A 25,650-nucleotide genomic window follows, 5' to 3' on the forward strand; every position below is an offset into this window, starting at 1 on the left:
AATAAAAGCTAACTTTTGTTAGCTTTTATTTTTTAGTACAGTAAAATAAAAATAGATGGAAACGTAGCGAGGATTTAAAGGAGGAAAAAATATGAGAATATTGCATATGAATGCAGGAGCAGAAGATGGGGGAGGGAAAACACATATTATTTCACTTCTCGATCAGTTTCCAACTGGTGAAGTAGAATTAGCAGTATTTGAAGATGGAATTGTTGCGAAGGAAGCAAGGGAGTTAGGGATAAAAGTCCATGTGTTTTCACAAAAATCGCGCTATGATTTATCCATTTTAAAGAATATAAGTGAATTTATTAATAAAGAAAAATTTGATGTAGTTCATACACATGGCCCTAGGGCTAATTTCTATGTTTCTTTAATGAAAAAGAGAATAAAGGCAAAATGGGTAACGACTATTCATAGTGATCCATTTCAAGACTTTACTAAACAGGGCTTAAAAGGTTGGATTTTTACGAAATTAAATTTGAAAGCCTTAAAAAATATAGACTTATTTTTCGTTGTAACAAATAGATTGAAAAAAAGCCTGGCAGCATTAGGTATTTCAAATGAAAAGATGCATGTTATTTATAATGGAATTGAATACGATAAGGAAAAAGCAGAAGGCTATAATAAAAAAGAAATGTTCAATATTGATGAAGATGTATTTACGGCAATCCAAGTAGCACGATTACATCCTGTCAAAGGACATGAAGTTTTATTCGATGCGTTACAACAAACAAAATTAGAGAAAATTAAAGTATTATTAGTTGGCGATGGCCCATTAGAAGAAAATCTAAAGTCATTAGCTACTGAAAAAGGGATTAAAGATAAAGTAGAGTTTTTAGGACATCGTCAAGATGTAAAACAATTATTTGCGTCGTCACATGTAAATTTATTAACTTCCCATAGTGAAGGGTTCCCACTAGTTTTATTAGAAGCGGCAAATCAACGCGTACCATCAATTGTGACTAGGGCTGGAGAAATTGAACCATTAATCGTAGATGAAACTTACGGATGGATTGTGCCAACAGGTGATGGAAAGGCATTAGCATTAGCTTTAGAAGAAGCGTATGATAAGTGGAAAACGGGAGAGTTAGCAGCAATGGGTAAACATATTTATGAGCATGCTACTATGAACTTCTCACTTCAAAAACTATATGAAGATACAAAGGAAACATATAAGCAATTAATAGCGAAAAACTAGTAATGATAGAGAGGATAGTTAACTATGGCAGTACAAACAGTTGATATTCTAGGCGTTCCTTTTTCTACAATGACAATGGATGAAACGGTCCAATATTTAAAAGAACAACTAGAAGCGGAGCGAACTCATACGTTTCAGGTAGTAACAGCAAACCCTGAAATTGTTATGTGCGCAAAAAAGGATGAAAAGTTCTATCAAACATTATTGAATACAGATTTAATTACACCTGATGGTATTGGGGTTGTAAAGGCAAGCGGGATGCTTGGTACACCTTTAAAAGAACGTGTAGCAGGTTTTGATTTAATGTGTAATTTACTTGCGAAGTTATCAGAAGATAGTAAACCAGTATCTGTTTTCTTATTAGGTGCAAAGCCACATGTTGTACAAGCTGCAGCAGATCATTTAACAAAGACATATTCAGCTGTATCCATCGCCGGTACACAAGATGGTTATTTTAAACAAGAAGACGAAGAGAATATTATTTCTCGCATTCAAGAAGCAAAACCAGATTTATTACTTGTTGCACTCGGTTTCCCGAGACAAGAGAACTTTATCCAAAACAATAAGCATCGTTTAGAAACGAAAATGGCTGTTGGAGTGGGTGGAAGTTTAGACGTATGGGCTGGAGAGGTAAAACGTGCACCAAAATGGATTCAAGCGATTCATTTAGAGTGGTTTTATAGATTATGCAGTAATCCAACACGTTGGCGTCGTCAGTTAGTATTAGCGGAATTTTTAAAAGAAGTAATGCGTTCGAAAAAGTAGCGAAATATCGCTGCTTTTTTTATTTGTTCATTTTTAATAAATTGAAACTTTAATCAGTGAGGCATCTCCACTGATTATTAGCTCTCACCAATCGGGATAGACGTTTTACTTTTTGGGAATGATGAAGGAGAATTTTTTACACAAAAGTATTTTACTTATACAATTCACACGTGTAAAATTATGTGTAAAGACACCTGTGTGAGGAGGGCTTCTAGTGGGCAAGGTAAAAGAAATTTCAAAGCGCAAACTACTTGGTATAGCTGGGCTTGGATGGCTATTTGATGCAATGGATGTTGGAATGCTTTCATTTGTAATGGTAGCCTTGCAAAAGGATTGGGGATTAAGTACGCAAGAAATGGGCTGGATAGGCAGTATTAACTCAATCGGTATGGCAGTAGGAGCGCTTATTTTTGGGATACTATCAGATAAAATAGGGCGGAAATCAGTCTTTATTATTACATTATTGTTATTTTCTATCGGTAGTGGTTTAACTGCATTAACAACAACACTTGCAATGTTTCTCGTTTTACGCTTTTTAATTGGTATGGGGCTTGGCGGAGAGCTTCCAGTTGCCTCTACACTAGTATCAGAGAGTGTTGAAGCGCATGAGCGTGGGAAAATTGTTGTGTTATTAGAAAGTTTTTGGGCAGGTGGATGGCTAATTGCAGCTCTTATCTCGTATTTTGTTATTCCTAAATATGGTTGGGAAGTTGCGATGGTATTGAGTGCAATTCCAGCACTATATGCTTTATATTTAAGATGGAATTTACCGGATTCCCCAAGGTTCCAAAAAGTTGAAAAAAGGCCATCTGTTATTGAAAATATAAAATCAGTTTGGTCTGGGGAATATCGTAAAGCAACAATTATGCTATGGATTCTATGGTTTTGTGTTGTCTTTTCCTATTATGGAATGTTCCTTTGGTTACCGAGTGTAATGGTGCTAAAAGGATTTAGTTTAATAAAAAGTTTCCAATACGTACTTATTATGACATTAGCTCAACTTCCAGGATATTTCACCGCTGCTTGGCTTATTGAACGTCTCGGTCGTAAATTTGTTTTGGTTACGTATTTAATTGGGACAGCTTGCAGTGCTTATTTGTTTGGGGTTGCGGATTCATTAACAGTATTAATTGTGGCAGGTATGTTACTATCCTTCTTTAACTTAGGTGCTTGGGGAGCATTATACGCCTATACACCTGAGCAGTATCCAACGGTTATTCGTGGTACAGGTGCAGGAATGGCAGCAGCGTTTGGGCGTATTGGTGGTATTCTTGGACCACTATTAGTGGGGTATTTAGTTGCCTCAGAAGCTTCACTATCATTAATATTTACGATTTTCTGCGGATCAATTTTAATTGGTGTATTCGCTGTAGTAATACTTGGACAAGAAACGAAGCAACGAGAATTAGTATAAAGTGAAATTTTAAATGTATGCCTGATCGTTTATTACCCTACACTACTTGGCTCTTTCTAGGCAGTTAATGTAGGATAAAGGGGAGAGGAAACCGAAGGGGTTTCCTTTTTTCTGTTTTTTTAGATAAATAATGGTATAGTAAGAAAAAGGGATTATTTCTTATAAAAGCGAATGTATACAGCAGGACATATGGACAAAGAATTAGGTGGTTGAAGAAATGAAAATTTTACTGATCATGGAAGAGGCAGAAGAGAGAAGAGAGTTAGCTGAAAATTTCACTGAAAATATGAGAAATGTAGAATGTTTTGAAGCAAAGACAGGAACAGAATCTTTATTTATGATGAAAAAACATATACCAGACTTTGTTTTTTTAAGTTCCAAATTACTAGATGGTACTGGTTTTGAATATGCAAGTTTATTACGAGAAATAAATTGCTATACAAAATTTATTTTTGTAGGTGAAAACATAGAGGAATCTATTACAGCTTTTCGTTTCCAAGCATTTTATTATTTATTACGACCATTTCGTGAAGAAGATTTACAATTTCTTTTATATAAAATAGGTAAAGAACAAGGTGAGAAAGCAAAGAGTTATTTGCGGAAACTACCGATAGAAAGTCAAGAAGGTATACGATATATGCTTCCAGAAGATATCGTATATGTAAGTAAAAATAAAGAAAATAAAACTGTTTCAATTTACACAACGAATAATCAGTATATTTCAACATATACACTTCAGGAATTAGAAAATAAGCTAAATGCATATGATTTTTTACGTGTGCATAAAAGCTATTTAATTAATATGTCATATGTAAAAGAACTGAAACCTTATTATAATGGAACGTATAATTTGTATTTAGATAGGTATGATGAGCAACCGATTCCAGTCAGTCGTAATTATGTAAAACGCCTTCGAAATAACATTGAATTATAGTAGGTAATGAGAGTATTTTAACATGATAAACTGAAAATCCTTCATGATAAGGAGGATTCAAGTTAAATATTCAGAAAATTTAGTACAATCTCCACTAAGAAATAGTATTGGGGGAATTGTATGTGAAGACATTGAAATCGATCTTACTTTGGGGCGTTATTACAGCAGTAGGAGCAGGTGCTTTTGGGGTAATAGCTTTATCACAAGGTGAAACCATTAATGCTGTATGGCTCTTAGTAGCTGCCGTATGTGTATATGCAGTTGCTTATCGTTTTTATAGTAGATTTATAGCGAGAAAGGTTTTTAATTTAGATGATAATCGGCAAACACCAGCCCATACATTAAACGATGGGAAAGACTATGTTCCGACAAATAAGTGGGTATTATTTGGACATCACTTTGCAGCGATTGCTGGGGCGGGACCTTTAGTAGGACCGATTTTAGCAGCACAAATGGGATATTTACCAGGGACCATTTGGATTATTGTTGGGGTAGTTGTTGCGGGGGCTGTCCAAGATTTTGTCATTTTATTTGCTTCGATGAGACGTAATGGTAAATCGTTAGGAGAAATGATTAAGGATGAGATTGGACCTGTTACAGGACTAATTGCAATGATAGGTATTTTAGGAATTATGATTATTTTATTAGCAGTATTAGCGTTAGTCGTAGTAAAGGCACTGATCGGAAGTCCTTGGGGAATGTTTACGATAGCAGCAACGATTCCTATCGCTATTTTAATGGGAGTTTATATGCGCTATATTAGGCCTGGTCGTGTTGGAGAAGGGTCAGTAATTGGTATTATCCTACTTATTTTATCTCTTATTGGAGGACAGTATGTAGCAGAAAACCCAACACTTGCAAGTATGTTCACATTTAGTGGTGAAACAATTGCTATTATGCTTATTGTATATGGATTTATTGCATCTGCATTACCAGTTTGGATGCTATTAGCACCACGTGATTATTTAAGTACATTTTTAAAAGTTGGAACAATCGTTGGATTGGCGATAGGTATTTTAATTGTAGCACCCAATTTACAAATGCCAGCAGTTTCGCAATTTATTGATGGAACTGGTCCTGTTTTCTCCGGCAATTTATTCCCGTTCTTATTTATTACGATTGCCTGTGGTGCGGTCTCTGGATTCCATGCTCTCGTTTCATCTGGTACAACTCCAAAAATGATTGAGCAAGAGGGACATGCACAGCCAATTGGTTACGGAGCAATGTTAATGGAGTCATTTGTAGCAGCGATGGCAATGATTGCAGCTTGTGTATTAACGCCAGGAACTTATTTTGCGATTAATAGTCCGGCGGCACTTATTGGTACGGATGTATCGCAGGCAGCTCAAGTTATTTCTTCATGGGGATTTGCTATTACACCAAATGAATTAAAAGAACTTGCTGTAAATGTTGGAGAGCAAACAATTTTATCACGTACAGGTGGAGCACCAACGTTAGCAATAGGTATGGCATATATTTTCTCACAAGTAATAGGTGGAACGGCGATGATGGCATTCTGGTATCATTTTGCCATTCTTTTTGAAGCCCTATTTATTTTAACAACGATTGACGCAGGAACTCGTGTAGGACGATTTATGATTCAAGATATTTTAGGACATGTATATAAGCCGTTTGCGAAAACAGATTCTACATTAGCTAATGTAATAGCTACAACATTATGTGTATTAGGGTGGGGATATTTCTTATACCAAGGGGTAATAGATCCGCTCGGTGGAATTAATACATTATGGCCACTTTTCGGTATTGCAAATCAAATGCTAGCAGGTATTGCATTATTACTTGGAACGACAATTTTGTTCAAAATGGGGAAAAAGGCGTACGTTTGGGTAACACTTATTCCAACTGTGGGATTGCTTATTGTAACAATGACAGCTGGTTATCAAAAGCTATTTCATGAAAATCCTAAAATCGGATTTCTATCTCACGCGAAGGTGTTTCAGGGAGCGTTAGATGAAGGGAAAGTGTTAGCACCAGCTAAAAATGTTACTCAAATGAAGCAAATTATTTTTAATGATTATATCGATGCAGCGCTTTGTGGGATTTTTATGATAGTTGTAATCGCTGTGTTAATTTCAGCACTTCGAATTTGGATACAAGTATTAAGAAATAAGCCAATGCCGTTAAAAGAGGCACCGTATATTCCTAGAGATGAAAGTGAGTCGAGGAACTATGCTTAAAAAGCTGTGGCAAGTATGGGGGGAAAGGAAGCGCTTTATTAGTTTGCTCGTTGGGGTACCAAGTTATGAAATATACGTAGAGCATATGAAAAAGCATCATCCAGAAGAAGAGATTGTATGTCAAAAGCAGTTTTTTGCTGAGGCACAAGAAGCAAGATTTAACGCAAAGGGTGGAAAAATATCACGCTGTTGTTAATGAAAAAGGGCGAGTTTTCGCCCTTTTTATTTTTTTGCTGTTTCACGTGGAACAGCAAAAAAATAAACAAAAAACTTTGGGAATTATAGGGATTTCGTATACAATAAAGTGAGGAAGGGGATAGATGGAAAAGTAGGGAGATTATTTTATGTTAAGGGACTTATTTGTAAATACAACAATTATTATTTCCTTTATTTTTGTTGGAGGTCAGCTTTTAAGAGATAAGCCGTTAAAAGAAGGATTCTCTTTTTTGCAGAAGTGTGTAATCGGTATTTTTACTGGAATATTAGGTGTACTGTTAATGCATTTTGGTGTACACATTGAAGATATTCTGTTGGATTTACGTTATTTAGCCATTATTTTGGCAATTATAGTTGGAGGTCCGGTAGCTAGTAGTATAACAGTTACTATAATTTTAATTACTCGACTAATTTTTACTGAGTACTCTTTAGCTTCCGAATTAGCTTGCTATACAATTTTACTAAGTGGAATTGGTGTTATCTTTATTGCAAGAATACAAACTTCGATTACGTTAAAGTTAGTATGGTTACACGTATACTGCCTTTCTATTTTGATAGTACCGATGTATATATTATTTAATGATATATCTGTAGTTGTACTATATTTAATTTCAAGTATTACTACAGGTTACATAACATTCGTAAGTACAAACTATGTTTTACAATCCAATGAGTTATTTCAAAAGATGAAACAATACGCAACGATAGATGCATTGACAGGTTTAGGAAACGTAAGACAGTTTGATTTAGAGATGAATTGTCATATTAGTAATAAGAACATGAAAAATGATTCGCTTTGTTTACTCCTTATAGATATTGATCACTTTAAGTATGTAAATGATACGTACGGGCATCCTGCAGGGGACGAAGTGTTAAAACAAGTAGGATGTATTTTACGAGAAACTTCACAATTTCCAGATTTGGCTTTTCGAAAGGGTGGAGAGGAGTTTGCGCTTTTGATACCGAATAAGGGATTAGCTTACGGAATTTGTATGGGCGAGCAAATTCGTACAGCTGTTGAAAGTCACCCATTTCAATTGTTAGATGGAACAAAAATAAAAATTACGGTTTCGGTAGGGGTTTCAGAGTATGAAGGGTCATCAGAGCAATTTATTCAAGCGGCGGATGATGCGTTATACTACTCGAAACGAAATGGTAGAAATAAGGTTAGTTCTGCATCTTAAAGATAAGATGACCAGAAGACATAAAGCTTATAAAAAACACTCACAGAGTCAATGTATGAACCTTGTGAGTGTTTTTATTTATATATTAGACAAGTTCTTTTGATACAACGAATTTACGATATGCACCATGGTGAGTTGGACCTACGTATTCGTTAATTTTGAATGAGTAACGAATAGCGGCTGTGATGAATTCTTTAGCAGTTTTTACTGCTTCTTTCACAGGTTTTCCTTTTGCAAGTTCTGCTGTAATTGCAGCAGAATATGTACAACCTGCACCGTGTGTATTGGTTGTATCGATTTTTTCTGATTCTAGAAGTTCGAATGTTTCTCCATCATATAGGACGTCGATTGCAGTTTCCGTACCAAGTTTGCTTCCGCCTTTAATTAGTACGTATTTGGCACCTAAAGCGTGGATTTTCTTCGCTGCTTCTTTCATGTCCTCAAGAGAATTAATTTTCACACCGCTTAATTGGTAAGCTTCAAATAAGTTTGGCGTTACAACTAATGCCTTTGGCACAAGAACGTCACGTAAGCAATCGTTCGTTTCAGGATGTAATGCTTCATCTGCACCTTTACATACCATAACAGGGTCAACTACTACATTTTTGAAATTGTGCTTTTCGATTGTTTCTGCAACCATTTCAATAATTTCTACTGATCCAAGCATACCTGTTTTTAAAGCATCTACGCCAACACCTTCAATTGTTGTTTCTAATTGTGGTTTTAATGTAGAAGCTGGGATTGGAAATACGTTATGTGCCCAACCGTTATGTGGATCCATCGTTACGATTGTTGTAAGAGATGTCATTCCGTATACGCCAAGTTCTTGGAATGTTTTTAAATCTGCTTGTATACCAGCACCGCCACTTGTGTCAGAACCAGCGATAGTAAGTGCTTTATTTAATGTCATTATGAAAGCCCCCTCAAGTGATATAATGAAAACTATGTTTTCACCATTATATCAATGTTACGAATAAGTACAAAGTGAAAAGTAGATGATTTATTTTAAGAGCTATTTAAAATCTTGTATGCAGGAGACTGAGTATGTTTCGAGATAATCGTACAAATGAATTAGTTATATTAAAGGAAATTGCAGAAACATTAAATACATCAAATGATACGTATCATGTATTGCAAGCTGTCCTAGAGAAATTACTAAGTGTGACAGGCTTAACGACAGGATGGATTTTTCTTGCAGATGAAAATGGGAAGTATACGAAGTTGATTGATTACCAATTACCAGAGGCACTTACATATGAAAATAAACGCCCGATGTGCGAAGGTGAGTGTTGGTGTTTACGGGGTTTTGTAGATGGGAAATTAGAGAGAGCCGTTAATATTATTGAATGTAAAAGAATTAATAATGCAATTGAATATAATTGGGGAGATACGGAGGGCATTCTTCATCATGCTACGGTTCCTTTAAAAGCTGGAGGAGAAAAATTTGGGTTGTTAAATGTTGCAAGTCCGGGTAAAACACATTTTTCGGAAGAAGAATTAGTATTACTCCAATCGGTTGCTTTCCAAATTGGTACGGCTTTAAAGCGAACAAAATTATATGAAAATGAAAAAAGAAGAGCACATTATTATGTGAAATTAGAGCGTTTCATTCAAGATTTAAAAACGATTCATAAGTTTAATGTATTACCTGAAAAGGTGGTAAATCACGTAGGTGAAGTATTTCAATGGAATCAAGTAGCGCTTTTTATTAGGGAGGAAAAAGAATTATCTCTGCGAGCGTCTTACGTTCAGGAAGAGTTACAAGAGGAAGTGAAAGAGGCGGCCAACAAGGCGTTAGAGCAAGATGAACCAGTTCTAATAAAACATCAAATAGGGCATAATGTGCATCTAAATCAAACTGTTATTGCTACGCCAATACATATTCAAAACCATATATTTGGTGTTTTATGTGTTAGCTTGAATAATGGAGAGTTTGATGCTAATACAATAGATGTAATTCAAGCGCTATCAAACCATGTTTCGTTAATAATAGAGAATTTGAGGTTAAACGAGCAGCGCCGTGAACTTGTACGAATGGAAGAAAGAAACCGATTAGCAAGAGATTTACATGATTCTGTTTCGCAAAAATTATTTTCATTAACCTTCATGACAAAAGGCGCCGAGGCAGTTTTAAAAGGTAAAAATGAAAAGGTAGATCAATCTTTGCATGAGATGCGTGAACTTGCACAAGGAGCTTTGAAAGAAATGAGGACATTAATTTGGCAGCTTCGTCCAGCAGGATTAGAAAAAGGATTATTGCCAGCTCTAAAACAGTACGGTGAAAATTTGGGACTGAAAATTAGGGAGCAAGTTACGGGTGTTCGTGATTTACCTCGTGTAGTAGAAGAAGCTTTATGGCGCATTGGCCAAGAAGCACTGAACAATGTAAGTAAGCATGCAGGTGTAAAAGAAGCGACGATTTATTTTACAGTGAATGAGAAAAATGTATCATTAGAAATAGTTGATCAAGGAAAGGGCTTTGTGGAAAAGAATATAAAAGAAAAGAAATCACTAGGTATGACTACGATGCGTGAAAGAGTAGAATTAGTTGGTGGAACAATTAAAATTGTAAGTAGTAATAAACGAACGAGCGTAAAAGTAAATGTACCATTATGATGTGAAAATGAGGGAAGTTTGTGAAAATAAAAGTATTGTTAGTTGATGATCATACAGTCGTTTTAAAAGGATTAGCATTTTTCTTAAGTACACAGGAAGATTTAGAGTTAGTTGGAGAAGCGAATAATGGGAAAGAAGCGTTAGTGAAAGTAGGAGAAACAAATCCTGATGTTATATTAATGGATTTATATATGCCTGAAATGGATGGTGTTGAGGCGACGGCATATATTAAAAAAGAGTATCCAAATGTGAAAGTAATTGTATTAACTAGCTTTTCTGATCAGGCGCATGTGTTACCTGCATTAAGGGCTGGAGCAAGTGGGTATATTTTAAAAGATGTAGAACCGGATCAGCTTGTTGAGGCTATTCGAAGTGCATATAAAGGTAATATTCAATTACATCCGGATATAGCAAATGCTCTTCTCTCTCAAACATTACCTGTAGAAGAAAAGGAAGAAGAACATTCTATTCAAGTGGATGTGCTAACAGCGAGAGAAAATGAGGTGTTGCAACTATTAGCAAAAGGGATGAGCAATAAGGAAATTGCATCTGTTTTAGTTATTACAGAAAAGACGGTTAAGGCGCATGTAAGTAGCATTTTGAGTAAATTAAATTTATCCGATCGTACGCAAGCGGCGTTATATGCAGTGAAAAATGGAATTTTATAAGACAAAAGTCGTAAGACCTAGTTCGCCTTTAGAAGGTGGACTTTTTTTATGGAAAAATACGTCTATGTGAGGACGAAATTGTCTTGATATAAAGATAAAATATGTTTGTAAGCAACAAAACAACAATTACAAGGGATACCTTTTTTGAAAGCATATAACAACATAAGAGTGAGTATTAGGAGGAAGAAATAATGGCAACAGTTTTATTCGTTAAAGCAAACAACCGTCCAGCGGAACAAGCAGTTAGTGTAAAACTATATGAGGCATTTTTAGCAAACTATAAAGAAGCACACCCAAATGATACAGTAGTAGAACTGGATTTATATAAAGAAGAATTACCATATGTAGGTGTAGACATGATCAATGGTACATTCAAGGCAGGTAAAGGATTTGATTTAACAGAAGAAGAGGCAAAAGCAGTAGCAGTTGCTGATAAGTATTTAAATCAATTCCTAGAAGCTGATAAAGTTGTTTTCGGCTTCCCATTATGGAACTTAACGATTCCAGCAGTGCTACACACGTATATTGATTATTTAAACCGTGCTGGTAAAACGTTCAAATACACGCCAGAGGGTCCAGTTGGCCTAATCGGTGATAAGAAGATTGCATTATTAAATGCACGAGGCGGCGTATATTCAGAAGGTCCAGCAGCTGAGGTAGAAATGGCTGTTAAATATATAGCAAGTATGATGGGCTTCTTCGGCGCAACAAACATGGAAACAGTAATTATTGAAGGACATAACCAATTCCCAGATAAAGCAGAAGAAATCATTGCTACAGGTCTTGAAGAAGCAGCTAAAGTAGCAAGTAAATTTTAATTAAAATTATAATCGTCACTCGAAAAAGCAGCATTAACATGTAAACGTTAATGCTGCTTTTTTTATATTTTTAGTTCATCAGCAAGTTTTTTTAATTGAATTCGATCTCGTATGTAATAGGTTCTTCCGTCTTTTTTTAAGTAATTTTGTTGGCAAAACTGATTTAATACATATAAAAGATGACGGTAGCTGATATTTAAATATTCCGAGGCCTCAGTATGCTTTTCTATATAACAATTATTTTGTTCTGTTAATAAAATAAAAGCAGCTAATCGATTTTCAAAAGGATAACTATAGTTTTTTGCGTAATTTTCAGTGCGAGTAATTGTCTTTTCTCCAATAAATTTGCATAAGTGCTGTAAAAACGTTGCATCTTGTAATAAAAGTTGCTGACAATCTTTAAGAGGAAGTGCCAAACAAACACAATCTTCTAGTACTTCAACGGACTTAGTAATATTTTCTACTCCTATTAATCCTAATTCCCCGATAAAAGATGGTGCTTGAATAAAATTAATTAATGAAACCTGCCCGTTTTTATGACTCATATATATTTTTGCCTTCCCAGAAATTAAGTAATAGAGATAAGGGAGAGTATTTCCTTCGCTACATATCATCTCTTTCGTTTGAAAAGAATGTAGCTCTACATATGGCAAGACATGAAATGAAAATAGGGTATGGAATTGATGGATTTGCATGTATTGATAAATTTCTTCCTCATTTTTGCTGATTTTCATATTTTCACCTCTATTTATAGTATGAGATATCTCCTATTATCTTTACAAGAAGGAATGATACGATTTATGTAAATTTGTTTTTGTAGAAAAGAGAGTGTGATGAGTTTATGAAAAAATATAAAACATTGCTATTTGATGTAGATGATACATTATTAGATTTCCAAAAGGCTGAAAAAGTGGCTTTACGGGTGCTTTTTGAAGAGAAGGGAATCCCTTTAACAGACGAGATAGAGGCTCGTTATAAAAAAATAAATAAAGGTCTTTGGGATGCTTTTGAAAAAGGGGAACTATCACGCAATGAAGTTGTAAATACACGATTCTCTCTGTTGTTTAAAGAGTATGGAGAAGAAGTAGATGGAATATTATTCGAAAATAATTACCGTAACTACTTAGAAGGAGGAAATCAACTCATGCAAGGTGCGTTTGAATTTATAAATCAAATTCAAGGGGAGTATGAGTTGTATATAGTGACAAATGGTGTTTCTAAGACGCAAGATAAACGTTTGCGTAATGCAGGGTTACATTCATTGTTTAAAGATGTTTTTGTTTCGGAAGATACAGGTTTTCAAAAGCCGATGAAAGAGTATTTTGATTATGTTTTTGAACGGATTCCTAACTTTGCACCTGAAGAAGGGCTGATTATTGGGGATTCATTAAGCGCGGATATTAAAGGTGGATATGTAGCGGGAATTGATACTTGTTGGTTTAATCCAGAAAGGAAGTTAAATGATAGTGGGATTATACCGACATATGAAGTGCATAATTTTGAGGAGTTAGAAGCGTTATTAAAGCAGCATGTGTAATAAAAAAATAGACAGTGGAGCTTTCGTCTCCACTGTCTATTTTTGTTAATTTGTATTTTCGTTATGTTTTGGGAGTGGAAAGGCATTCCCAATAGCAGCTGCACCAAGCATTGGCAATAGTAAATTAAGCGGGAAAAACATAAGTAATAGCAATGTAATAGCTATTGGCTTTCGTAACGCATAGCTCGAAATTGCTGTCGTTACGATAGCAACGGATGCTACTGGATCTATAGGAAGAATAGATGCTATAGCGTATCCAATACTTGATCCGGAAAATATAATTGGGAATATATGTCCACCCCGCCACCCTGTGTTCAAACAAACGGCAGTAATACACAACTTTAAAATCCCTGAAAGAAGTAGTATCCAAAAAGATAAATGGCTCCATTCAACAACTAACTCTTTTAATTGATGTTCCCCTGAAAATAATGTGTACGGAAGAAAAGTTCCTGCAATTCCTAATAAAATGCCACCGATAATTCCGAGTGTCAGCTTGTATTCCCTAAAAGGGTGAATTAACTTCTCTAATGTGAATTCTAACTTGAAATAAAAGAAACCAACTATAGCACCGATACTAGCAAGTGGAAGAAATGCGATCCATTCATTGAAAGAAAGTGCACCTTCCCCGAAATCAACAATAAAGGATCCACGATTATCGAGTTTACTCAGTAGTAAATAAACAGAAAAACCTGCGAAAGTAGTAGCTAAGTATACAATTGCCTTTTTTCCTTTAGAAAAAGCAGCAATTTGTTCCCCCTCATTTTCATTCGGTGCTAAATAACCGAATAATGGTGCGTTAAAAATGACACTTAAAGTAGCGCCAATTCCAATCTCGGTTAGCTCATTCATACCCTTTAAGGCAAATTTAAAGCGATCCCCTACCCATGTGCACAGTCCGCCTATAATTCCAACTAGTGCGGCTTCTGGACCAAGACTAGCTCCGAAAATTAAAACAATAATCGCTGTTAAAGTAGCCTGATGGACAAAGCGATATTCGATTCGACCAGTTTTTTTATATTCAGTCATCACTTCAGGCATAAGGCGTGGATATATAACGAAATATTTTTGTGATAGACCAACGAGGACCCCGCCAATTATTGTTACGCAAAGGGTGTAATAAGAGGGATAAGAGAGAACTTCAGGCAAGTATCCCCAAATAAAGTGGATTCCAATATTTATTGTGACTAAAAATAACCAGACTGTAGCTCCTACTATAGATCCTAGAAGAATGCCATATAGAGCAAGTATGTACTGCATATCTTTTTTATTTGTCATGTTATACCTCCGTTATGTAAATCTCAGTAGGGAAAAAGTGAAATATACTAGTGGAAAATGGATTGAATATATATAGTATCTTTTTGAGAGGACCGCCTATTCAACATATAGGCTGAATTTTAGAGAATTTGAATTTATAGGTTAAATTACTTATTTAATTTTATAGACTGATTTGAGTTTTTTAAAGGTCTTTTTTGAAATAGACTAGAATATATTTCTTTTGTTGCTTTATATGAAACTGTTAACATTTATTTTAGAACATTCAGAAAAACTGTTTGACATTAGAAAATTATTGCTATAAAATCAACGGTAATTGCATAGTCTTATCAAGAAAAGGTGGAGGGACAGGCCCGATGAAACCTTGGCAACAGCCGTATAACGGAATTGTGCCAAATCCTGCAGGTAGTAATCCTGAGAGATAAGAAAGAGCCTTTAGAGCGTGTTTTCAAACTGCTCCTTTCTTGTTTTCAGGAAAGGGGCAGTTTTTTATTTTGTATAAAAGAAAGGAGAATGAGAGATGGGAGAATCATGGGGAAAAGGAACGATTTGTGTGCAAGGTGGCTATACGCCAAAGAATGGTGAACCACGTGTTTTACCACTTTATCAAAGCACAACGTATAAATACGATACTTCGGATGATTTAGCAGCTCTATTTAACTTAGAGGCAGAAGGATATATTTATACGCGTATTGGAAACCCTACTCTAGCCGCATTTGAGCAGAAGTTATCAGATTTAGAAGGCGGTGTAGGAGCTGTTGCAACGGCTTCTGGGCAAGCAGCTATTATGCTCGCAGTTTTAAATATTTGTAGTAGTGGGGATCATTTACTTTGCTCTTCAACTGTTTACGGGGGAACGTTTAATTTATTTGGGGTGAGTTTACGTAAGCTTGGCATTGATGTTACGTTCTTTAATCCAAATTTAACGGCAGATGAAATTACGGCACTTGCTAACGATAAGACGAAACTTATCTATGCAGAATCATTAGGAAATCCAGCGATGAATGTTTTAAATTTCAAAGAATTTTCAGCTGCCGCTAAAGAATTAGAGGTACCTTTTATCGTTGATAATACATTAGCAACTCCTTATTTATGCCAAGCGTTTGAATATGGGGCAAATATTATTGTTCATTCTACGACTAAATATATCGATGGGCATGCAAGCTCTTTAGGCGGTATTGTAATTGACGGTGGAAACTTTGATTGGACAAATGGAAAATATCCTGAGCTTGTTGAACCAGATCCAAGTTATCACGGTGTAAGTTACGTTCAAAAATTTGGTGCAGCAGCATATATTGTGAAAGCACGTGTTCAACTATTAAGAGATTATGGAAATTGTATGAGCCCATTCAATGCATATATTAGCAATATTGGCTTAGAGACTTTGCATTTACGAATGGAGCGTCATAGCGAAAATGCTCTGGCAGTTGCTAAGTGGCTTGCTAATCATGAACGTATTGAATGGGTGAATTATCCGGGATTAGATAGTAATGAAAATTACTCGTTAGCAAAAAAGTATTTGAAAAAAGGTGCTAGTGGGGTTTTAACATTTGGTATTAAAGGGGGATTAGAAGCAGCAAAAGAATTTATCGCAAATGTAAAACTAGCAACTCTTGTAACGCACGTAGCTGATGCACGAACTTGCGTTATACATCCCGCTAGTACGACGCATAGACAATTAAATGCTGAAGATCAGCGTTTAGCTGGTGTTACATCTGATTTAATTCGTTTATCGGTTGGTATAGAAGATGTTTCTGATATTATTGCAGATTTGGAAGCAGCTCTAGTTGGAGGCAAAACACATGCCGATCATAATTGATAAAGATTTACCAGCTCGCAAAGTGTTGCAAAAAGAAAATATTTTTGTAATGACGAAGGAGCGAGCAGAAACACAAGATATACGCGCTTTGAAAATTGCTATATTAAATTTAATGCCAACGAAGCAAGACACAGAGGCACAATTACTTCGCTTAATTGGAAACACACCGTTGCAATTAGATGTTCATTTACTTCATATGGAATCACATCTGTCTCGTAATGTAGCGCAGGACCATTTAACGAGCTTTTATAAAACGTTTCGTGATATTGAAAATGAAAAATTTGATGGGCTCATTATTACAGGAGCACCAGTTGAAACTCTTTCTTTTGAAGAAGTAGATTATTGGGAAGAGCTTAAACGTATTATGGAGTATTCAAAAACGAATGTAACATCTACGCTCCATATTTGCTGGGGGGCACAGGCTGGTTTGTACTATCATTATGGTGTTCCAAAGTATCCCCTTAAGGAAAAAATGTTCGGTGTATTTGAACATGAGGTTTGCGAGCAACATGTGAAATTGTTACAAGGATTTGATGAATTGTTTTTTGCTCCGCATTCTCGTCATACAGAAGTACGAGAGAATGATATTAGAGAAGTGAAAGAATTAACATTGTTAGCAAACTCTGAAGAAGCAGGTGTTCACCTTGTTATTGGGCCAGAAGGAAGGCAAGTTTTTGCCCTTGGACATAGCGAATATAGTTGTGAGACGTTAAAACAAGAATACGAACGAGATCGTGACAAGGGATTAAATATTGATGTGCCAAAAAACTATTTTAAACATAATAATCCAGATGAAAAGCCGCTTGTTAGGTGGAGGAGTCATGGTAATTTATTGTTTTCTAATTGGTTGAATTATTACGTGTATCAAGAAACCCCTTATATATTGTAAAGAAAGATTGTGTAACACGTGGCAACGTTTTCCTTGTAAAGATTAACTTATATTTTTCCGAATGTTCAAAATACATTGTTTTTCAGATTTTTTACTCATATAATTTCATCTAAACACAATTTTTGAGGGGTGGACAGTACTATGAAAGAAATTCAAGTTGGGTTATTAGGTCTTGGGACAGTTGGCAGTGGTGTGGTTCGTATTATTACGGATCATCAAGAACGACTCATACACCAAGTAGGTTGTCCAGTTAAGGTAACGAAAGTATTAGTGCAAAACATTGAGAAAGAGAGAGAGGTAGAGGTACCTTCTACTCTATTAACACAAGATGCAAATGAAATTTTAGATAATCCAAATATTGATGTTGTCATCGAAGTGATGGGTGGCATTGATGATGCAAAATCATATATTTTACAAGCTTTAAAAAGCGGAAAGCATGTTGTAACTGCAAATAAAGACTTAATGGCATTACATGGAGCTGAATTATTAGCGACAGCAAAAGATAATAAGGCTGATTTATTCTATGAGGCGAGTGTGGCAGGAGGAATTCCAATTTTACGCAGTATCGTAGAAGGACTTTCTTCAGATCTTATTACGAAAGTAATGGGAATTGTAAATGGAACGACAAATTTTATTTTGACGAAAATGTCAGACGAAGGGAGAGCGTATAACGACGTGTTAAAAGAAGCCCAACAACTTGGATTTGCAGAAGCAGATCCAACATCAGACGTAGAAGGTTTAGATGCAGCAAGAAAAATGACGATTTTAGCTACTCTCGGTTTCTCTACAAATGTAGAGCTTGGAGATGTGAAAGTAAAAGGGATTACCTCTATTACAGAGGAAGATATTGAATACAGTAAGAGCTTAGGTTATACAATTAAATTAATCGGTCTTGCAAAACGAGATGGTGAAAAATTGGAGGTTACAGTTGAACCAACTTTACTTCCAAATACACATCCTCTTGCGGCAGTACAAAATGAATATAACGCTGTGTATGTGTACGGTGAAGCAGTTGGAGAAACGATGTTTTATGGACCAGGCGCAGGAAGTTTACCGACAGCGACAGCTGTTGTTTCGGATTTAGTTGCTGTAATGCAAAATATTAGATTAGGGGTAACAGGAAATAGTGCAGTAGTCCCACAATATCAAAAAGTATTAAAAGATCCAGACGAAATTGTCGTGAAAAAGTTTTTAAGACTTCATGTAAAAGACGAAATTGGTGTATTTGCAAAAATTACTTCACTGTTCTCTGAGCGTGGCGTTAGCTTTGAAAAGATTATTCAAATGCCGCTTGAAGAGAAAGGAAAGGCTGAAATTGTAATTGTAACGCATCGTGCGTCTCTTGCTGATTATGATTATATTCTACATACGTTGCAAGGGTATGAAGAAATCGATTGTTTGAAAGCGAACTATCGAATTGAAGGGGATGCTAAGTAGTATCTCTTACCATAAAACAGAAAGAGCCTATTAAGCAGCTTGCTTAATAGGCTCTTTTCTATTTAAAATCTGCGTACCAACTTGAATAAATGCTTGGATAATCCAGCCTGTTGTAAAGGATAAGATGATTGTTCCAAAATAGATAGGTCCATCTAATAAAAAGCTTAACGTTAAAAATAAAAAGGCTAATGAAATCTCTGTTCTTCTAAACGTCCATTTTTTCTTTTCAGCAACCGTTAAAACGAAAGCTTCTTGAGGCGCTGCGCAAAGGTTTGTAGAGACGTAAAGACCAATTCCAGCTCCAACGAATAGATTTCCGCAAATAAGTGTTATATATTTTGGAAGAGAGCGGATAGCGTCCATAATAGTTGTAATGGAACCAATCCAATCAACAAAAAGAGAAATAAGAACCATCGTTACAATTGTACCGATTGTAATTTGTTTTTTATTCCAAAAGAGTACGATAAGTGTAAAGGCAAAGTTAATCATGAAAATCCAAAAACCAATACTTATCCCAAAATTTTGATATAGTGCAATAAAGAAGGAATCATAAGGACTAAGTCCAAAGGAAGTAATTGTTGTCATCATATTAATACCGATGGCAAGAATGAGTAAACCGCCAATGAAAAATATATATTCTAATTTGAATCGAAGCATAGTTGTATATCCTTTCTAAATGTATTTGCTAGGAAAGGATATATTGTGGAAAGCTTACCAGGTCAAGGGAGAATTTTTGTGAGAAGGGGAAAATGAGATGACAAATATAAGAAAGATTGCTGAACTTGCTGGAGTATCTGTTTCAACTGTTTCACGTGTACTAAATAATCATCCGTACGTAAATGAACAGAAACGAAAAGAAATTTTAGCAATTATAGAAGAATTAAATTACACGCAAAACGTGAATGCAATTCATTTAGTGAAAGGAAAAACGAATGTAATTGGCGTTTTATTGCCACACGTAAATGATCAATATTATAGTGCTATTATCGAGGGGATATCAAAAGAAACAGCAAAGAATAATTATAATATGATGCTTTGCCAGACAAATTATAGCGAAGAAAGAGAACTAGAAATTTTAAATATGTTAAAAATGAAAAAGCTTGATGGGGTTATTATTTGTTCTCGGACAAATAGTAAGGAGAAGCTTGAAGAATATACGAAATTCGGCCCAATTGTTATGTGTGAAGAAATAGATTCGAAGTATATTTCAAGTGTCCATATCGATTACTACAAAGTATTTTCACGTGGGATGAAAAGCTTAATAGATGCCGGTCATACACGTATTGGATATTGTATTGGAAGAAGTAATAGCGTTAATAGTCAAAGACGAAAGAAGGCGTACGAAGATTCGCTTCAACAGAGTATCGTAACATCGTTAGAGACCTGGAAATTTGAGGGATGTTTTACAGTGGAAGATGGACGCAATGTAATTAGAGAATGGGCTCATATGTCAGTAAAACCGACGGCGTTCCTTGTATCTTGTAACCATATTGCAGCGGGGATGGTTACAGAAGCAAAAAAACAAGGAGTTCGTATTCCAGAGGATATTACGATTATCGGGTGTGATGATCAAGAGGTGGCAGATATATTGGGTATAACGACGATTTCGCATTCTAGTAAAAACGTTGGAGTGAAAGCGTTTGAATTATTATATGAAAAGATTAATGAAGAGAAATTAGATGTGAAGCATATAGAGTTATTACCAAAGTTAGTAGATAGAGAAACGACATAATTGAGAAGGTGTGAAAATCGCTTTTCAAAATTTCGTTTGGTATAATTATGGACAATCTATGAGGGCTAAAAGGGGTTTTGATATGAGATCAAAAGTAGTAAAAGTAATTCTACTCATTACAATTGCATCTTTCTGTTTATTTGCATATGGCTTTGTTTCAGGTGTAAATGATGTATTAAATCCGAAAGCTTCAAATTTAATTAAAAAGACCGATGTAGTGGCAAAAGAGAAAAAGAAAACGGGAACGTTACAAATCGTTAGTTTAGGTGATTCATTAACGCGTGGCGTTGGTGATAAAGAAGGAATTGGCTATGTTGGGCGAATGAAAGAGGATTTACAAAAAGATTATAAGCAAAAAATTGCATTAACAAATTTAGCAGTTAGTGGTGCAAAAATGCCCGATTTATTAAAACAAATTGAGAGTAGTGGCGCTCAATATTCAATTAAGCAAGCAGATGTAATCGTGTTAACGATTGGCGGGAATGATTTGTTCCCAGGCTGGGAATCGCTCGGGAAAATAGATTTAGAGACGTATCGTCCTGATACAGAAACGTTTCAAAATGAAGCAAAGAAAATTATAGAAGAAATTCGTAAATTAAATACAGATAGTCCGATTTTTTGGCTTGGTTTATACAATCCTTTTGAAGATGTAGAAGATTTAAAAGGGTCTTCAAACATTGTTGTGGACTGGAATGCATCTTTAGAGAAGTTAGCGCTAAACGATAAAAATGTGTATATTACACCGACATTTGATTTATTCCAAAACCGCGGGAAAGATTTATTATACTCTGATCATTTTCATCCGAATGAAGTAGGTTATACGTATATGGCAGAACGTTTAGTTCAAAATGTTGTAAGTAAATTAAAACTAGAACAAGGAGGGGTAAAATGACGACGATACTTTCCGTACGAGACTTGAAGAAGGTAATTGGAAACAAGACTCTTGTAGAGAATATTTCCTTTGATGTAAAGCAAGGAGAAGTGTTCGGGTTCCTAGGACCAAACGGTGCTGGAAAGACGACTACCATTCGAATGTTAGTCGGATTGATTAAGGCGACAGAAGGTAAGATTTCTATCGGTGGTTATTCGATTAAGGAAAATTTCAGAGAAGCGATGCGTCAAATTGGGAGTATCGTTGAAAACCCAGAGTTGTATACATATTTAACAGGATGGGAAAATTTAAAGCAATTTGCTCGTATGTTAGGTGATATATCAGATGAACGTATTATTGAAATTGCTGAAATGGTTCATTTAGATGAAAGAATTCATGACAAGGTAAAAACGTACTCACTTGGTATGAAACAACGCCTTGGAATTGCACAGGCGCTCCTTGGGAATCCTAAATTGCTTATATTAGATGAGCCAACGAATGGTTTAGATCCAGCAGGGATTAGAGAACTTAGGGAATTTATACATAAGCTTGTGAAAGAAGAAAATATGAGCGTGTTTATTTCAAGTCACTTGCTAAGTGAAGTGCAAATGATATGCGATCGCGTTGCTATTATTCATAAAGGAAAGATGATAACAGTTGCCAAGGTTGAAGAATTAATTAAAACAGCAAGTGATCGTGTAGAATGGATTGTTACACCAATTTCTAAGGCGAAAGATATGCTAGAAGCGGCCGAGGAAATAAGAGAAGTGAGTGTAAAAGGCGAGCGATTACTATGCCGCATGGATATTGCATCTATAAGTAGTTGGAATAAAAAATTTGTAGAAAATGAAATAGATGTACATAGCGTTAAGGAGCTTGTATTTACGCTAGAAGATTTATTTATTGAACTCACAAGGGGTGAGCAGCATGCGTGAATTTGCGAATCTAGTTTTAAATGAATCAGAAAAGATTTACCGTAAGAAACGTATTTTTGTTGTCATGCTTATTTTAGCAATCTTGATCCCGCTTTTTGTGTACGCGCAGTATCGTGAAATAGAAACGACACAAAAAAGACTCGGTACAACTGATTGGAAGGTTTCATTGCAACAGCAAATTGTTGATTCTCAGAACCGGTTGAACAATTCTAGGTTGCCAGAAGAATGGCGTGATTGGTTAAAGGTAAGAGTTGAGCAACAACAATATTATTTAGATCATGATATTAACCCGATGGCACCGGGTGCACCGACTTTTGTCAGAGCATTTATTGAACAAGGAATTACATTGTTTATTCCGCTTCTCGTAATGATTGTCGCTATTGATATCGTTTCAGGAGAACGAAGTGATGGGACAATGAAGATGTTACTTACGCGGCCGATTCGGCGCTGGAAAATACTCCTTAGTAAATACGTGACGATGTTATTTTTCATTTCGCTCATACTGTTTCTTGTAGGTTTGTTTGCTTACATATTATCAGGGCTTGTATTTGGATACTCGGGATGGAATTTACCTGTTTTAACAGGATTCGTCATTGATAAGGAAACGTTAAATACGAACTTTGTGCATCTTATTCCGCAGTGGCAATACATCTTAATGGCGTATGGACTAGCCTGGTTTGTTGCTATCGTTGTCGGAACTATATCATTTATGGTCTCTGTTTTAATTCGTAATACACCAGCTGGTATGGGCGTTATGCTAGCTGCATTAATTGCAGGCGGTATCTTAAGCTCATTCGCAACATCTTGGGAAGGTGCGAAATATATTTTTAGCGTGAATTTATCATTAACGGATTATTTATCAGGAAAATTACCTGCATTACAAGGCTTATCAATGGGATTTTCTTTGATGAATTTAACTGTTTGGGCAGTTGTTTCCCTTATTATTTCGTTCTTAGTATTTATAAAACAGGATATGTTGAATTAATTAGACAGGAAGTGACAGTATGGAAAATGTTTTAAAGAATGATTGGGGACCATTATTGGCACCAGAATTTGAGAAAGAGTATTATCGTACTCTATCCAGTTTTTTGACAGAAGAGTACAGCACGCATGTTGTTTATCCGAAGGTAGAAGATATTTTTAACGCTCTTCAGTATACAAGTTATGAAAATACAAAGGTTGTTATTTTAGGACAAGATCCATATCATGGACCGAATCAAGCGCATGGTTTAAGTTTTTCTGTACAACCTGATGTTAAAACACCACCATCATTGTTAAATATGTATAAAGAACTTCGAGATGAATATGGTTATGAAATCCCGAATAACGGTTATTTAGTAAAATGGGCGGAACAAGGAGTATTACTACTAAATACTGTATTAACAGTTCGTCAAGGCGAAGCAAATTCTCATAAGGGAAAAGGATGGGAGCACTTCACAGATCGTGTGATTGAACTGTTGAACGAACGTGCAAAGCCAGTTGTTTTCATATTGTGGGGGCGCCATGCGCAGGCGAAGAAGAAGTTAATTACGAATCCGAATCATCATATTATCGAATCTGTACATCCAAGCCCATTATCGGCAAGACGTGGTTTCTTTGGTAGTAAGCCATACTCTAAAGTAAATACGATTTTAGCTAATATGGGAGAAAGAGAAATTGATTGGGAAATTCCAAATTTATAAATAGAAAAGGTAGTTAACAGTCGTTAACTACCTTTTTATTATTGTTGTTCGTTCTTTAATTTTGCATCTAGTACAAAAGTACCAAATGGGATAACTGATGAAACAAATGCTCCAAGTGCCCATAAAATTGATTTACGGTGTACGATTGTTACTTGAATTACTGCAAAGATGAATAGAATAAACAGAACACCATGAGCCATGCCTGTAATTTTAACAGCTGTTGCAAATCCTGCGAAATATTTCAATGGCATTGCTACAAATAATAGTAATAGGAAAGAAATACCCTCAACTAGTCCAATTGCTCTTAATCGTCCGATTGGTGTAGATAACATAAAGTAGCCTCCTTTAACGTATGCTTGTATATAGTAAATTTGTATTCTTTTTCAAAATAAAATAGTCTATTTTGTTTCATTATATACAAAAAGAAAGTTTACACTACGAGAATAGTGCAAAGTTCAAAATATAGTCACAAAAGCATGAGAATTTAAATAAAAACCTATTTGAAGTATTTGACTTCAAATAGGTTTTGTGAATGAAAATATTAAACAAGTACATCCGTTTTTAAAACGAATTTCTCTACAACTTTTGCAACACCATCATTCATATTTGTATCTGTTACGTAGTTTGCAATTTCTTTAATATCATCAGGTGCATTGCCCATTGCAACGCCAAGACCAGCAAATTCAATCATTGCTTGGTCGTTATAGCTATCGCCCATTGCGATAACTTCTTCACGCTTAATGCCAAGCTTTTGAATCAGTTTGTTTAAGCTCGTTCCTTTTGTAACACCGGCTTCAGTAAATTCTAAGAAGAATGGTTTCGAACGCATCACACTTAATTGGCCTTCTAGTTGTTTTTGTAGTTTCTTTTCAACTTCAACAAGGCGTTCAGCTTCTTTATTCATTAATACTTTTACTACAGGCTCTTTAACTGCGGCTTTAAAGTCATCTACTACAACAATTGGCATACCAGTAATATCGCCCTCAATTTCAGTATAAGGATTATTTTCTTCCGTTACGATATCATCGCCCATATAAGTATGAATCCATACATCTTCAGTTTTACTAATTTCAAATAGGCTGTGAACGATTTCAGGAGATAGTGTACTACTAAAGATTTCTTCGTTTGTTTTACAGTTAATAATTTTTGCGCCATTAAAAGATAGAATGAAACTGCCGTATTCTTCTAAGCGAAGTTCTTTGGCTACATTGCGCATACCAAACGTTGGACGTCCAGAAGCAAGTACAACCTTTACCCCTTGCTCTTGTGCAGTCATTAACGCTTCTTTCGTACGAGGTGAAATAGTATGGTCATCACGTAATAAAGTATCATCTAAATCTAAAACAATCATTTTATAAGTCATATAGAAAATTCCTTTCTTTAATTGAAATCAAAATACATGTTCATGAAGATGTTGAGGAATAATAGTAAGACATCAAACCTCTTTGAAAAGAAGTAGATAAAT

25 protein-coding genes and 1 riboswitch are annotated in these 25,650 nt (G+C 35.4%); of the genes, 19 read left to right on the forward strand and 6 right to left on the reverse strand.

Annotation, left to right across the window (positions count from 1 at the left end; all coding sequences use genetic code 11):
• The first annotated feature begins 91 nt into the window (after positions 1 to 91).
• The 7 genes from DN400_RS08400 to DN400_RS08435 all read left to right on the forward strand — a co-directional run bounded on the left by DN400_RS08400 (position 92) and on the right by DN400_RS08435 (position 7,909).
• A complete protein-coding gene (locus DN400_RS08400) occupies positions 92 to 1,198 on the forward strand; it encodes a glycosyltransferase family 4 protein (protein ID WP_097997181.1) in 1,107 nt (368 codons plus the stop codon).
• A gap of 24 nt (positions 1,199 to 1,222) precedes the next feature.
• On the forward strand, positions 1,223 to 1,963 hold the full coding sequence (locus DN400_RS08405; RefSeq protein ID WP_000290751.1) for a WecB/TagA/CpsF family glycosyltransferase: 741 nt from the start codon (positions 1,223 to 1,225) through the stop codon (positions 1,961 to 1,963).
• A 214-nt stretch (positions 1,964 to 2,177) separates the two neighbouring features.
• On the forward strand, positions 2,178 to 3,377 hold the full coding sequence (locus DN400_RS08415) for an MFS transporter (protein WP_097997182.1): 1,200 nt from the start codon (positions 2,178 to 2,180) through the stop codon (positions 3,375 to 3,377).
• Positions 3,378 to 3,594: 217 nt separating this feature from the next.
• Entirely contained in the window at positions 3,595 to 4,311 is a 717-nt protein-coding gene (locus DN400_RS08420) for a LytR/AlgR family response regulator transcription factor (RefSeq protein WP_000698259.1), read from the forward strand.
• 122 nt (positions 4,312 to 4,433) lie between these two features.
• Complete coding sequence (cstA, locus tag DN400_RS08425) at positions 4,434 to 6,509, forward strand: carbon starvation protein CstA (RefSeq protein ID WP_016513279.1); 2,076 nt, start codon at positions 4,434 to 4,436, stop codon at positions 6,507 to 6,509.
• Positions 6,502 to 6,705 carry a YbdD/YjiX family protein gene (locus DN400_RS08430; RefSeq protein WP_000914502.1) on the forward strand — a complete coding sequence of 68 codons (204 nt, stop codon included), beginning with the start codon at positions 6,502 to 6,504 and terminating at the stop codon, positions 6,703 to 6,705. The genes cstA and DN400_RS08430 overlap by 8 nt, the downstream gene beginning before the upstream one ends.
• Positions 6,706 to 6,853: 148 nt before the next feature.
• Positions 6,854 to 7,909 carry a GGDEF domain-containing protein gene (locus DN400_RS08435; protein ID WP_098312682.1) on the forward strand — a complete coding sequence of 352 codons (1,056 nt, stop codon included), beginning with the start codon at positions 6,854 to 6,856 and terminating at the stop codon, positions 7,907 to 7,909.
• Positions 7,910 to 7,994: 85 nt separating this feature from the next.
• Here the strand turns inward: DN400_RS08435 and pdxK are convergent, their stop codons facing one another.
• Positions 7,995 to 8,819, reverse strand: a complete 825-nt coding sequence (pdxK, locus tag DN400_RS08440) for a pyridoxine/pyridoxal/pyridoxamine kinase (protein WP_000174259.1) — start codon at positions 8,817 to 8,819, stop codon at positions 7,995 to 7,997.
• Between the two features lie 134 nt (positions 8,820 to 8,953).
• Here pdxK and DN400_RS08445 point away from each other — a divergent pair, with 134 nt between their 5' ends.
• From DN400_RS08445 to DN400_RS08455, 3 genes are all read left to right on the forward strand, one after another.
• Positions 8,954 to 10,525, forward strand: a complete 1,572-nt coding sequence (locus DN400_RS08445) for a GAF domain-containing sensor histidine kinase (protein WP_000488132.1) — start codon at positions 8,954 to 8,956, stop codon at positions 10,523 to 10,525.
• 20 nt (positions 10,526 to 10,545) lie between these two features.
• Entirely contained in the window at positions 10,546 to 11,193 is a 648-nt protein-coding gene (locus DN400_RS08450; RefSeq protein WP_000695797.1) for a response regulator, read from the forward strand.
• A 191-nt stretch (positions 11,194 to 11,384) separates the two neighbouring features.
• Positions 11,385 to 12,011: an FMN-dependent NADH-azoreductase gene (locus tag DN400_RS08455; RefSeq protein WP_098312681.1), complete on the forward strand. Its 627-nt coding sequence runs from the start codon at positions 11,385 to 11,387 to the stop codon at positions 12,009 to 12,011.
• A gap of 62 nt (positions 12,012 to 12,073) precedes the next feature.
• Here the strand turns inward: DN400_RS08455 and DN400_RS08460 are convergent, their stop codons facing one another.
• Positions 12,074 to 12,745, reverse strand: a complete 672-nt coding sequence (locus DN400_RS08460; protein ID WP_098312680.1) for a transcriptional regulator YeiL — start codon at positions 12,743 to 12,745, stop codon at positions 12,074 to 12,076.
• A gap of 107 nt (positions 12,746 to 12,852) precedes the next feature.
• Between DN400_RS08460 and DN400_RS08465 the strand changes: the two genes are divergently transcribed.
• Entirely contained in the window at positions 12,853 to 13,548 is a 696-nt protein-coding gene (locus DN400_RS08465; protein ID WP_097945624.1) for a YjjG family noncanonical pyrimidine nucleotidase, read from the forward strand.
• Positions 13,549 to 13,593: 45 nt separating this feature from the next.
• On the opposite strand, the gene DN400_RS08470 is transcribed toward DN400_RS08465, so the two are convergent.
• Entirely contained in the window at positions 13,594 to 14,823 is a 1,230-nt protein-coding gene (locus DN400_RS08470) for a chloride channel protein (protein ID WP_147801630.1), read from the reverse strand.
• A 320-nt stretch (positions 14,824 to 15,143) separates the two neighbouring features.
• Positions 15,144 to 15,248, forward strand: a riboswitch (SAM riboswitch).
• Positions 15,249 to 15,340: 92 nt separating this feature from the next.
• Between DN400_RS08470 and DN400_RS08475 the strand changes: the two genes are divergently transcribed.
• The 3 genes from DN400_RS08475 to DN400_RS08485 all read left to right on the forward strand — a co-directional run bounded on the left by DN400_RS08475 (position 15,341) and on the right by DN400_RS08485 (position 18,965).
• Positions 15,341 to 16,639 (forward strand): bifunctional O-acetylhomoserine aminocarboxypropyltransferase/cysteine synthase, encoded by a 1,299-nt coding sequence (locus tag DN400_RS08475; RefSeq protein ID WP_098211673.1) that lies wholly within the window; start codon positions 15,341 to 15,343, stop codon positions 16,637 to 16,639.
• A complete protein-coding gene (gene metA / locus DN400_RS08480; protein WP_001121531.1) occupies positions 16,623 to 17,528 on the forward strand; it encodes a homoserine O-acetyltransferase MetA in 906 nt (301 codons plus the stop codon). The genes DN400_RS08475 and metA overlap by 17 nt, the downstream gene beginning before the upstream one ends.
• 141 nt (positions 17,529 to 17,669) lie before the next feature.
• Entirely contained in the window at positions 17,670 to 18,965 is a 1,296-nt protein-coding gene (locus tag DN400_RS08485) for a homoserine dehydrogenase (protein WP_065229614.1), read from the forward strand.
• 30 nt (positions 18,966 to 18,995) lie between these two features.
• On the opposite strand, the gene DN400_RS08490 is transcribed toward DN400_RS08485, so the two are convergent.
• On the reverse strand, positions 18,996 to 19,622 hold the full coding sequence (locus DN400_RS08490; RefSeq protein WP_000943411.1) for a YczE/YyaS/YitT family protein: 627 nt from the start codon (positions 19,620 to 19,622) through the stop codon (positions 18,996 to 18,998).
• 97 nt (positions 19,623 to 19,719) lie between these two features.
• On the opposite strand from DN400_RS08490, the gene DN400_RS08495 reads away from it, so the two are divergent.
• The 5 genes from DN400_RS08495 to DN400_RS08515 are packed head-to-tail and all read left to right on the forward strand — an operon-like array spanning position 19,720 to position 24,185.
• Positions 19,720 to 20,697 carry a LacI family DNA-binding transcriptional regulator gene (locus tag DN400_RS08495; protein WP_147801631.1) on the forward strand — a complete coding sequence of 326 codons (978 nt, stop codon included), beginning with the start codon at positions 19,720 to 19,722 and terminating at the stop codon, positions 20,695 to 20,697.
• Between the two features lie 10 nt (positions 20,698 to 20,707).
• The gene (locus DN400_RS08500) at positions 20,708 to 21,589 is read left to right on the forward strand and encodes an SGNH/GDSL hydrolase family protein (protein WP_002094210.1); all 882 of its coding nucleotides are present in this window, start codon (positions 20,708 to 20,710) and stop codon (positions 21,587 to 21,589) included.
• Entirely contained in the window at positions 21,586 to 22,503 is a 918-nt protein-coding gene (locus tag DN400_RS08505) for an ABC transporter ATP-binding protein (protein ID WP_000207730.1), read from the forward strand. Before DN400_RS08500 ends, DN400_RS08505 begins: the two co-directional genes overlap by 4 nt.
• Positions 22,496 to 23,488, forward strand: coding sequence for an ABC transporter permease subunit (locus DN400_RS08510; RefSeq protein ID WP_097997186.1), 993 nt, complete (start codon positions 22,496 to 22,498; stop codon positions 23,486 to 23,488). Before DN400_RS08505 ends, DN400_RS08510 begins: the two co-directional genes overlap by 8 nt.
• Before the next feature lie 19 nt (positions 23,489 to 23,507).
• Entirely contained in the window at positions 23,508 to 24,185 is a 678-nt protein-coding gene (locus DN400_RS08515; protein ID WP_000432541.1) for a uracil-DNA glycosylase, read from the forward strand.
• 38 nt (positions 24,186 to 24,223) lie between these two features.
• On the opposite strand, the gene DN400_RS08520 is transcribed toward DN400_RS08515, so the two are convergent.
• Positions 24,224 to 24,517, reverse strand: a complete 294-nt coding sequence (locus DN400_RS08520; RefSeq protein WP_000953396.1) for a DUF3817 domain-containing protein — start codon at positions 24,515 to 24,517, stop codon at positions 24,224 to 24,226.
• A gap of 209 nt (positions 24,518 to 24,726) precedes the next feature.
• Positions 24,727 to 25,548, reverse strand: coding sequence for a Cof-type HAD-IIB family hydrolase (locus tag DN400_RS08525; RefSeq protein WP_097997187.1), 822 nt, complete (start codon positions 25,546 to 25,548; stop codon positions 24,727 to 24,729).
• Positions 25,549 to 25,650: the final 102 nt, after the last annotated feature.

It is taken from the genome of Bacillus sp. AR8-1 (genome assembly GCF_008042345.1).
GTDB classification, from domain to species: domain Bacteria; phylum Bacillota; class Bacilli; order Bacillales; family Bacillaceae_G; genus Bacillus_A; species Bacillus_A cereus.

Excerpts from the sequence above, each read along its gene's own strand:
- DN400_RS08400 (WP_097997181.1), top strand. The coding sequence starts at position 92 with ATGAGAATATTGCATATGAATGCAGGAGCAGAAGATGGGGGAGGGAAA.
- DN400_RS08405 (WP_000290751.1), top strand. The coding sequence starts at position 1,223 with ATGGCAGTACAAACAGTTGATATTCTAGGCGTTCCTTTTTCTACAATG.
- DN400_RS08420 (WP_000698259.1), top strand. The coding sequence starts at position 3,595 with ATGAAAATTTTACTGATCATGGAAGAGGCAGAAGAGAGAAGAGAGTTA.
- DN400_RS08430 (WP_000914502.1), top strand. The coding sequence starts at position 6,502 with ATGCTTAAAAAGCTGTGGCAAGTATGGGGGGAAAGGAAGCGCTTTATT.
- DN400_RS08435 (WP_098312682.1), top strand. The coding sequence starts at position 6,854 with ATGTTAAGGGACTTATTTGTAAATACAACAATTATTATTTCCTTTATT.
- pdxK (WP_000174259.1), bottom strand. The coding sequence starts at position 8,819 with ATGACATTAAATAAAGCACTTACTATCGCTGGTTCTGACACAAGTGGC.
- DN400_RS08445 (WP_000488132.1), top strand. The coding sequence starts at position 8,954 with ATGTTTCGAGATAATCGTACAAATGAATTAGTTATATTAAAGGAAATT.
- DN400_RS08455 (WP_098312681.1), top strand. The coding sequence starts at position 11,385 with ATGGCAACAGTTTTATTCGTTAAAGCAAACAACCGTCCAGCGGAACAA.
- DN400_RS08460 (WP_098312680.1), bottom strand. The coding sequence starts at position 12,745 with ATGAAAATCAGCAAAAATGAGGAAGAAATTTATCAATACATGCAAATC.
- DN400_RS08465 (WP_097945624.1), top strand. The coding sequence starts at position 12,853 with ATGAAAAAATATAAAACATTGCTATTTGATGTAGATGATACATTATTA.
- DN400_RS08470 (WP_147801630.1), bottom strand. The coding sequence starts at position 14,823 with ATGACAAATAAAAAAGATATGCAGTACATACTTGCTCTATATGGCATT.
- DN400_RS08475 (WP_098211673.1), top strand. The coding sequence starts at position 15,341 with ATGGGAGAATCATGGGGAAAAGGAACGATTTGTGTGCAAGGTGGCTAT.
- metA (WP_001121531.1), top strand. The coding sequence starts at position 16,623 with ATGCCGATCATAATTGATAAAGATTTACCAGCTCGCAAAGTGTTGCAA.
- DN400_RS08485 (WP_065229614.1), top strand. The coding sequence starts at position 17,670 with ATGAAAGAAATTCAAGTTGGGTTATTAGGTCTTGGGACAGTTGGCAGT.
- DN400_RS08490 (WP_000943411.1), bottom strand. The coding sequence starts at position 19,622 with ATGCTTCGATTCAAATTAGAATATATATTTTTCATTGGCGGTTTACTC.
- DN400_RS08495 (WP_147801631.1), top strand. The coding sequence starts at position 19,720 with ATGACAAATATAAGAAAGATTGCTGAACTTGCTGGAGTATCTGTTTCA.
- DN400_RS08505 (WP_000207730.1), top strand. The coding sequence starts at position 21,586 with ATGACGACGATACTTTCCGTACGAGACTTGAAGAAGGTAATTGGAAAC.
- DN400_RS08510 (WP_097997186.1), top strand. The coding sequence starts at position 22,496 with ATGCGTGAATTTGCGAATCTAGTTTTAAATGAATCAGAAAAGATTTAC.
- DN400_RS08515 (WP_000432541.1), top strand. The coding sequence starts at position 23,508 with ATGGAAAATGTTTTAAAGAATGATTGGGGACCATTATTGGCACCAGAA.
- DN400_RS08520 (WP_000953396.1), bottom strand. The coding sequence starts at position 24,517 with ATGTTATCTACACCAATCGGACGATTAAGAGCAATTGGACTAGTTGAG.
- DN400_RS08525 (WP_097997187.1), bottom strand. The coding sequence starts at position 25,548 with ATGACTTATAAAATGATTGTTTTAGATTTAGATGATACTTTATTACGT.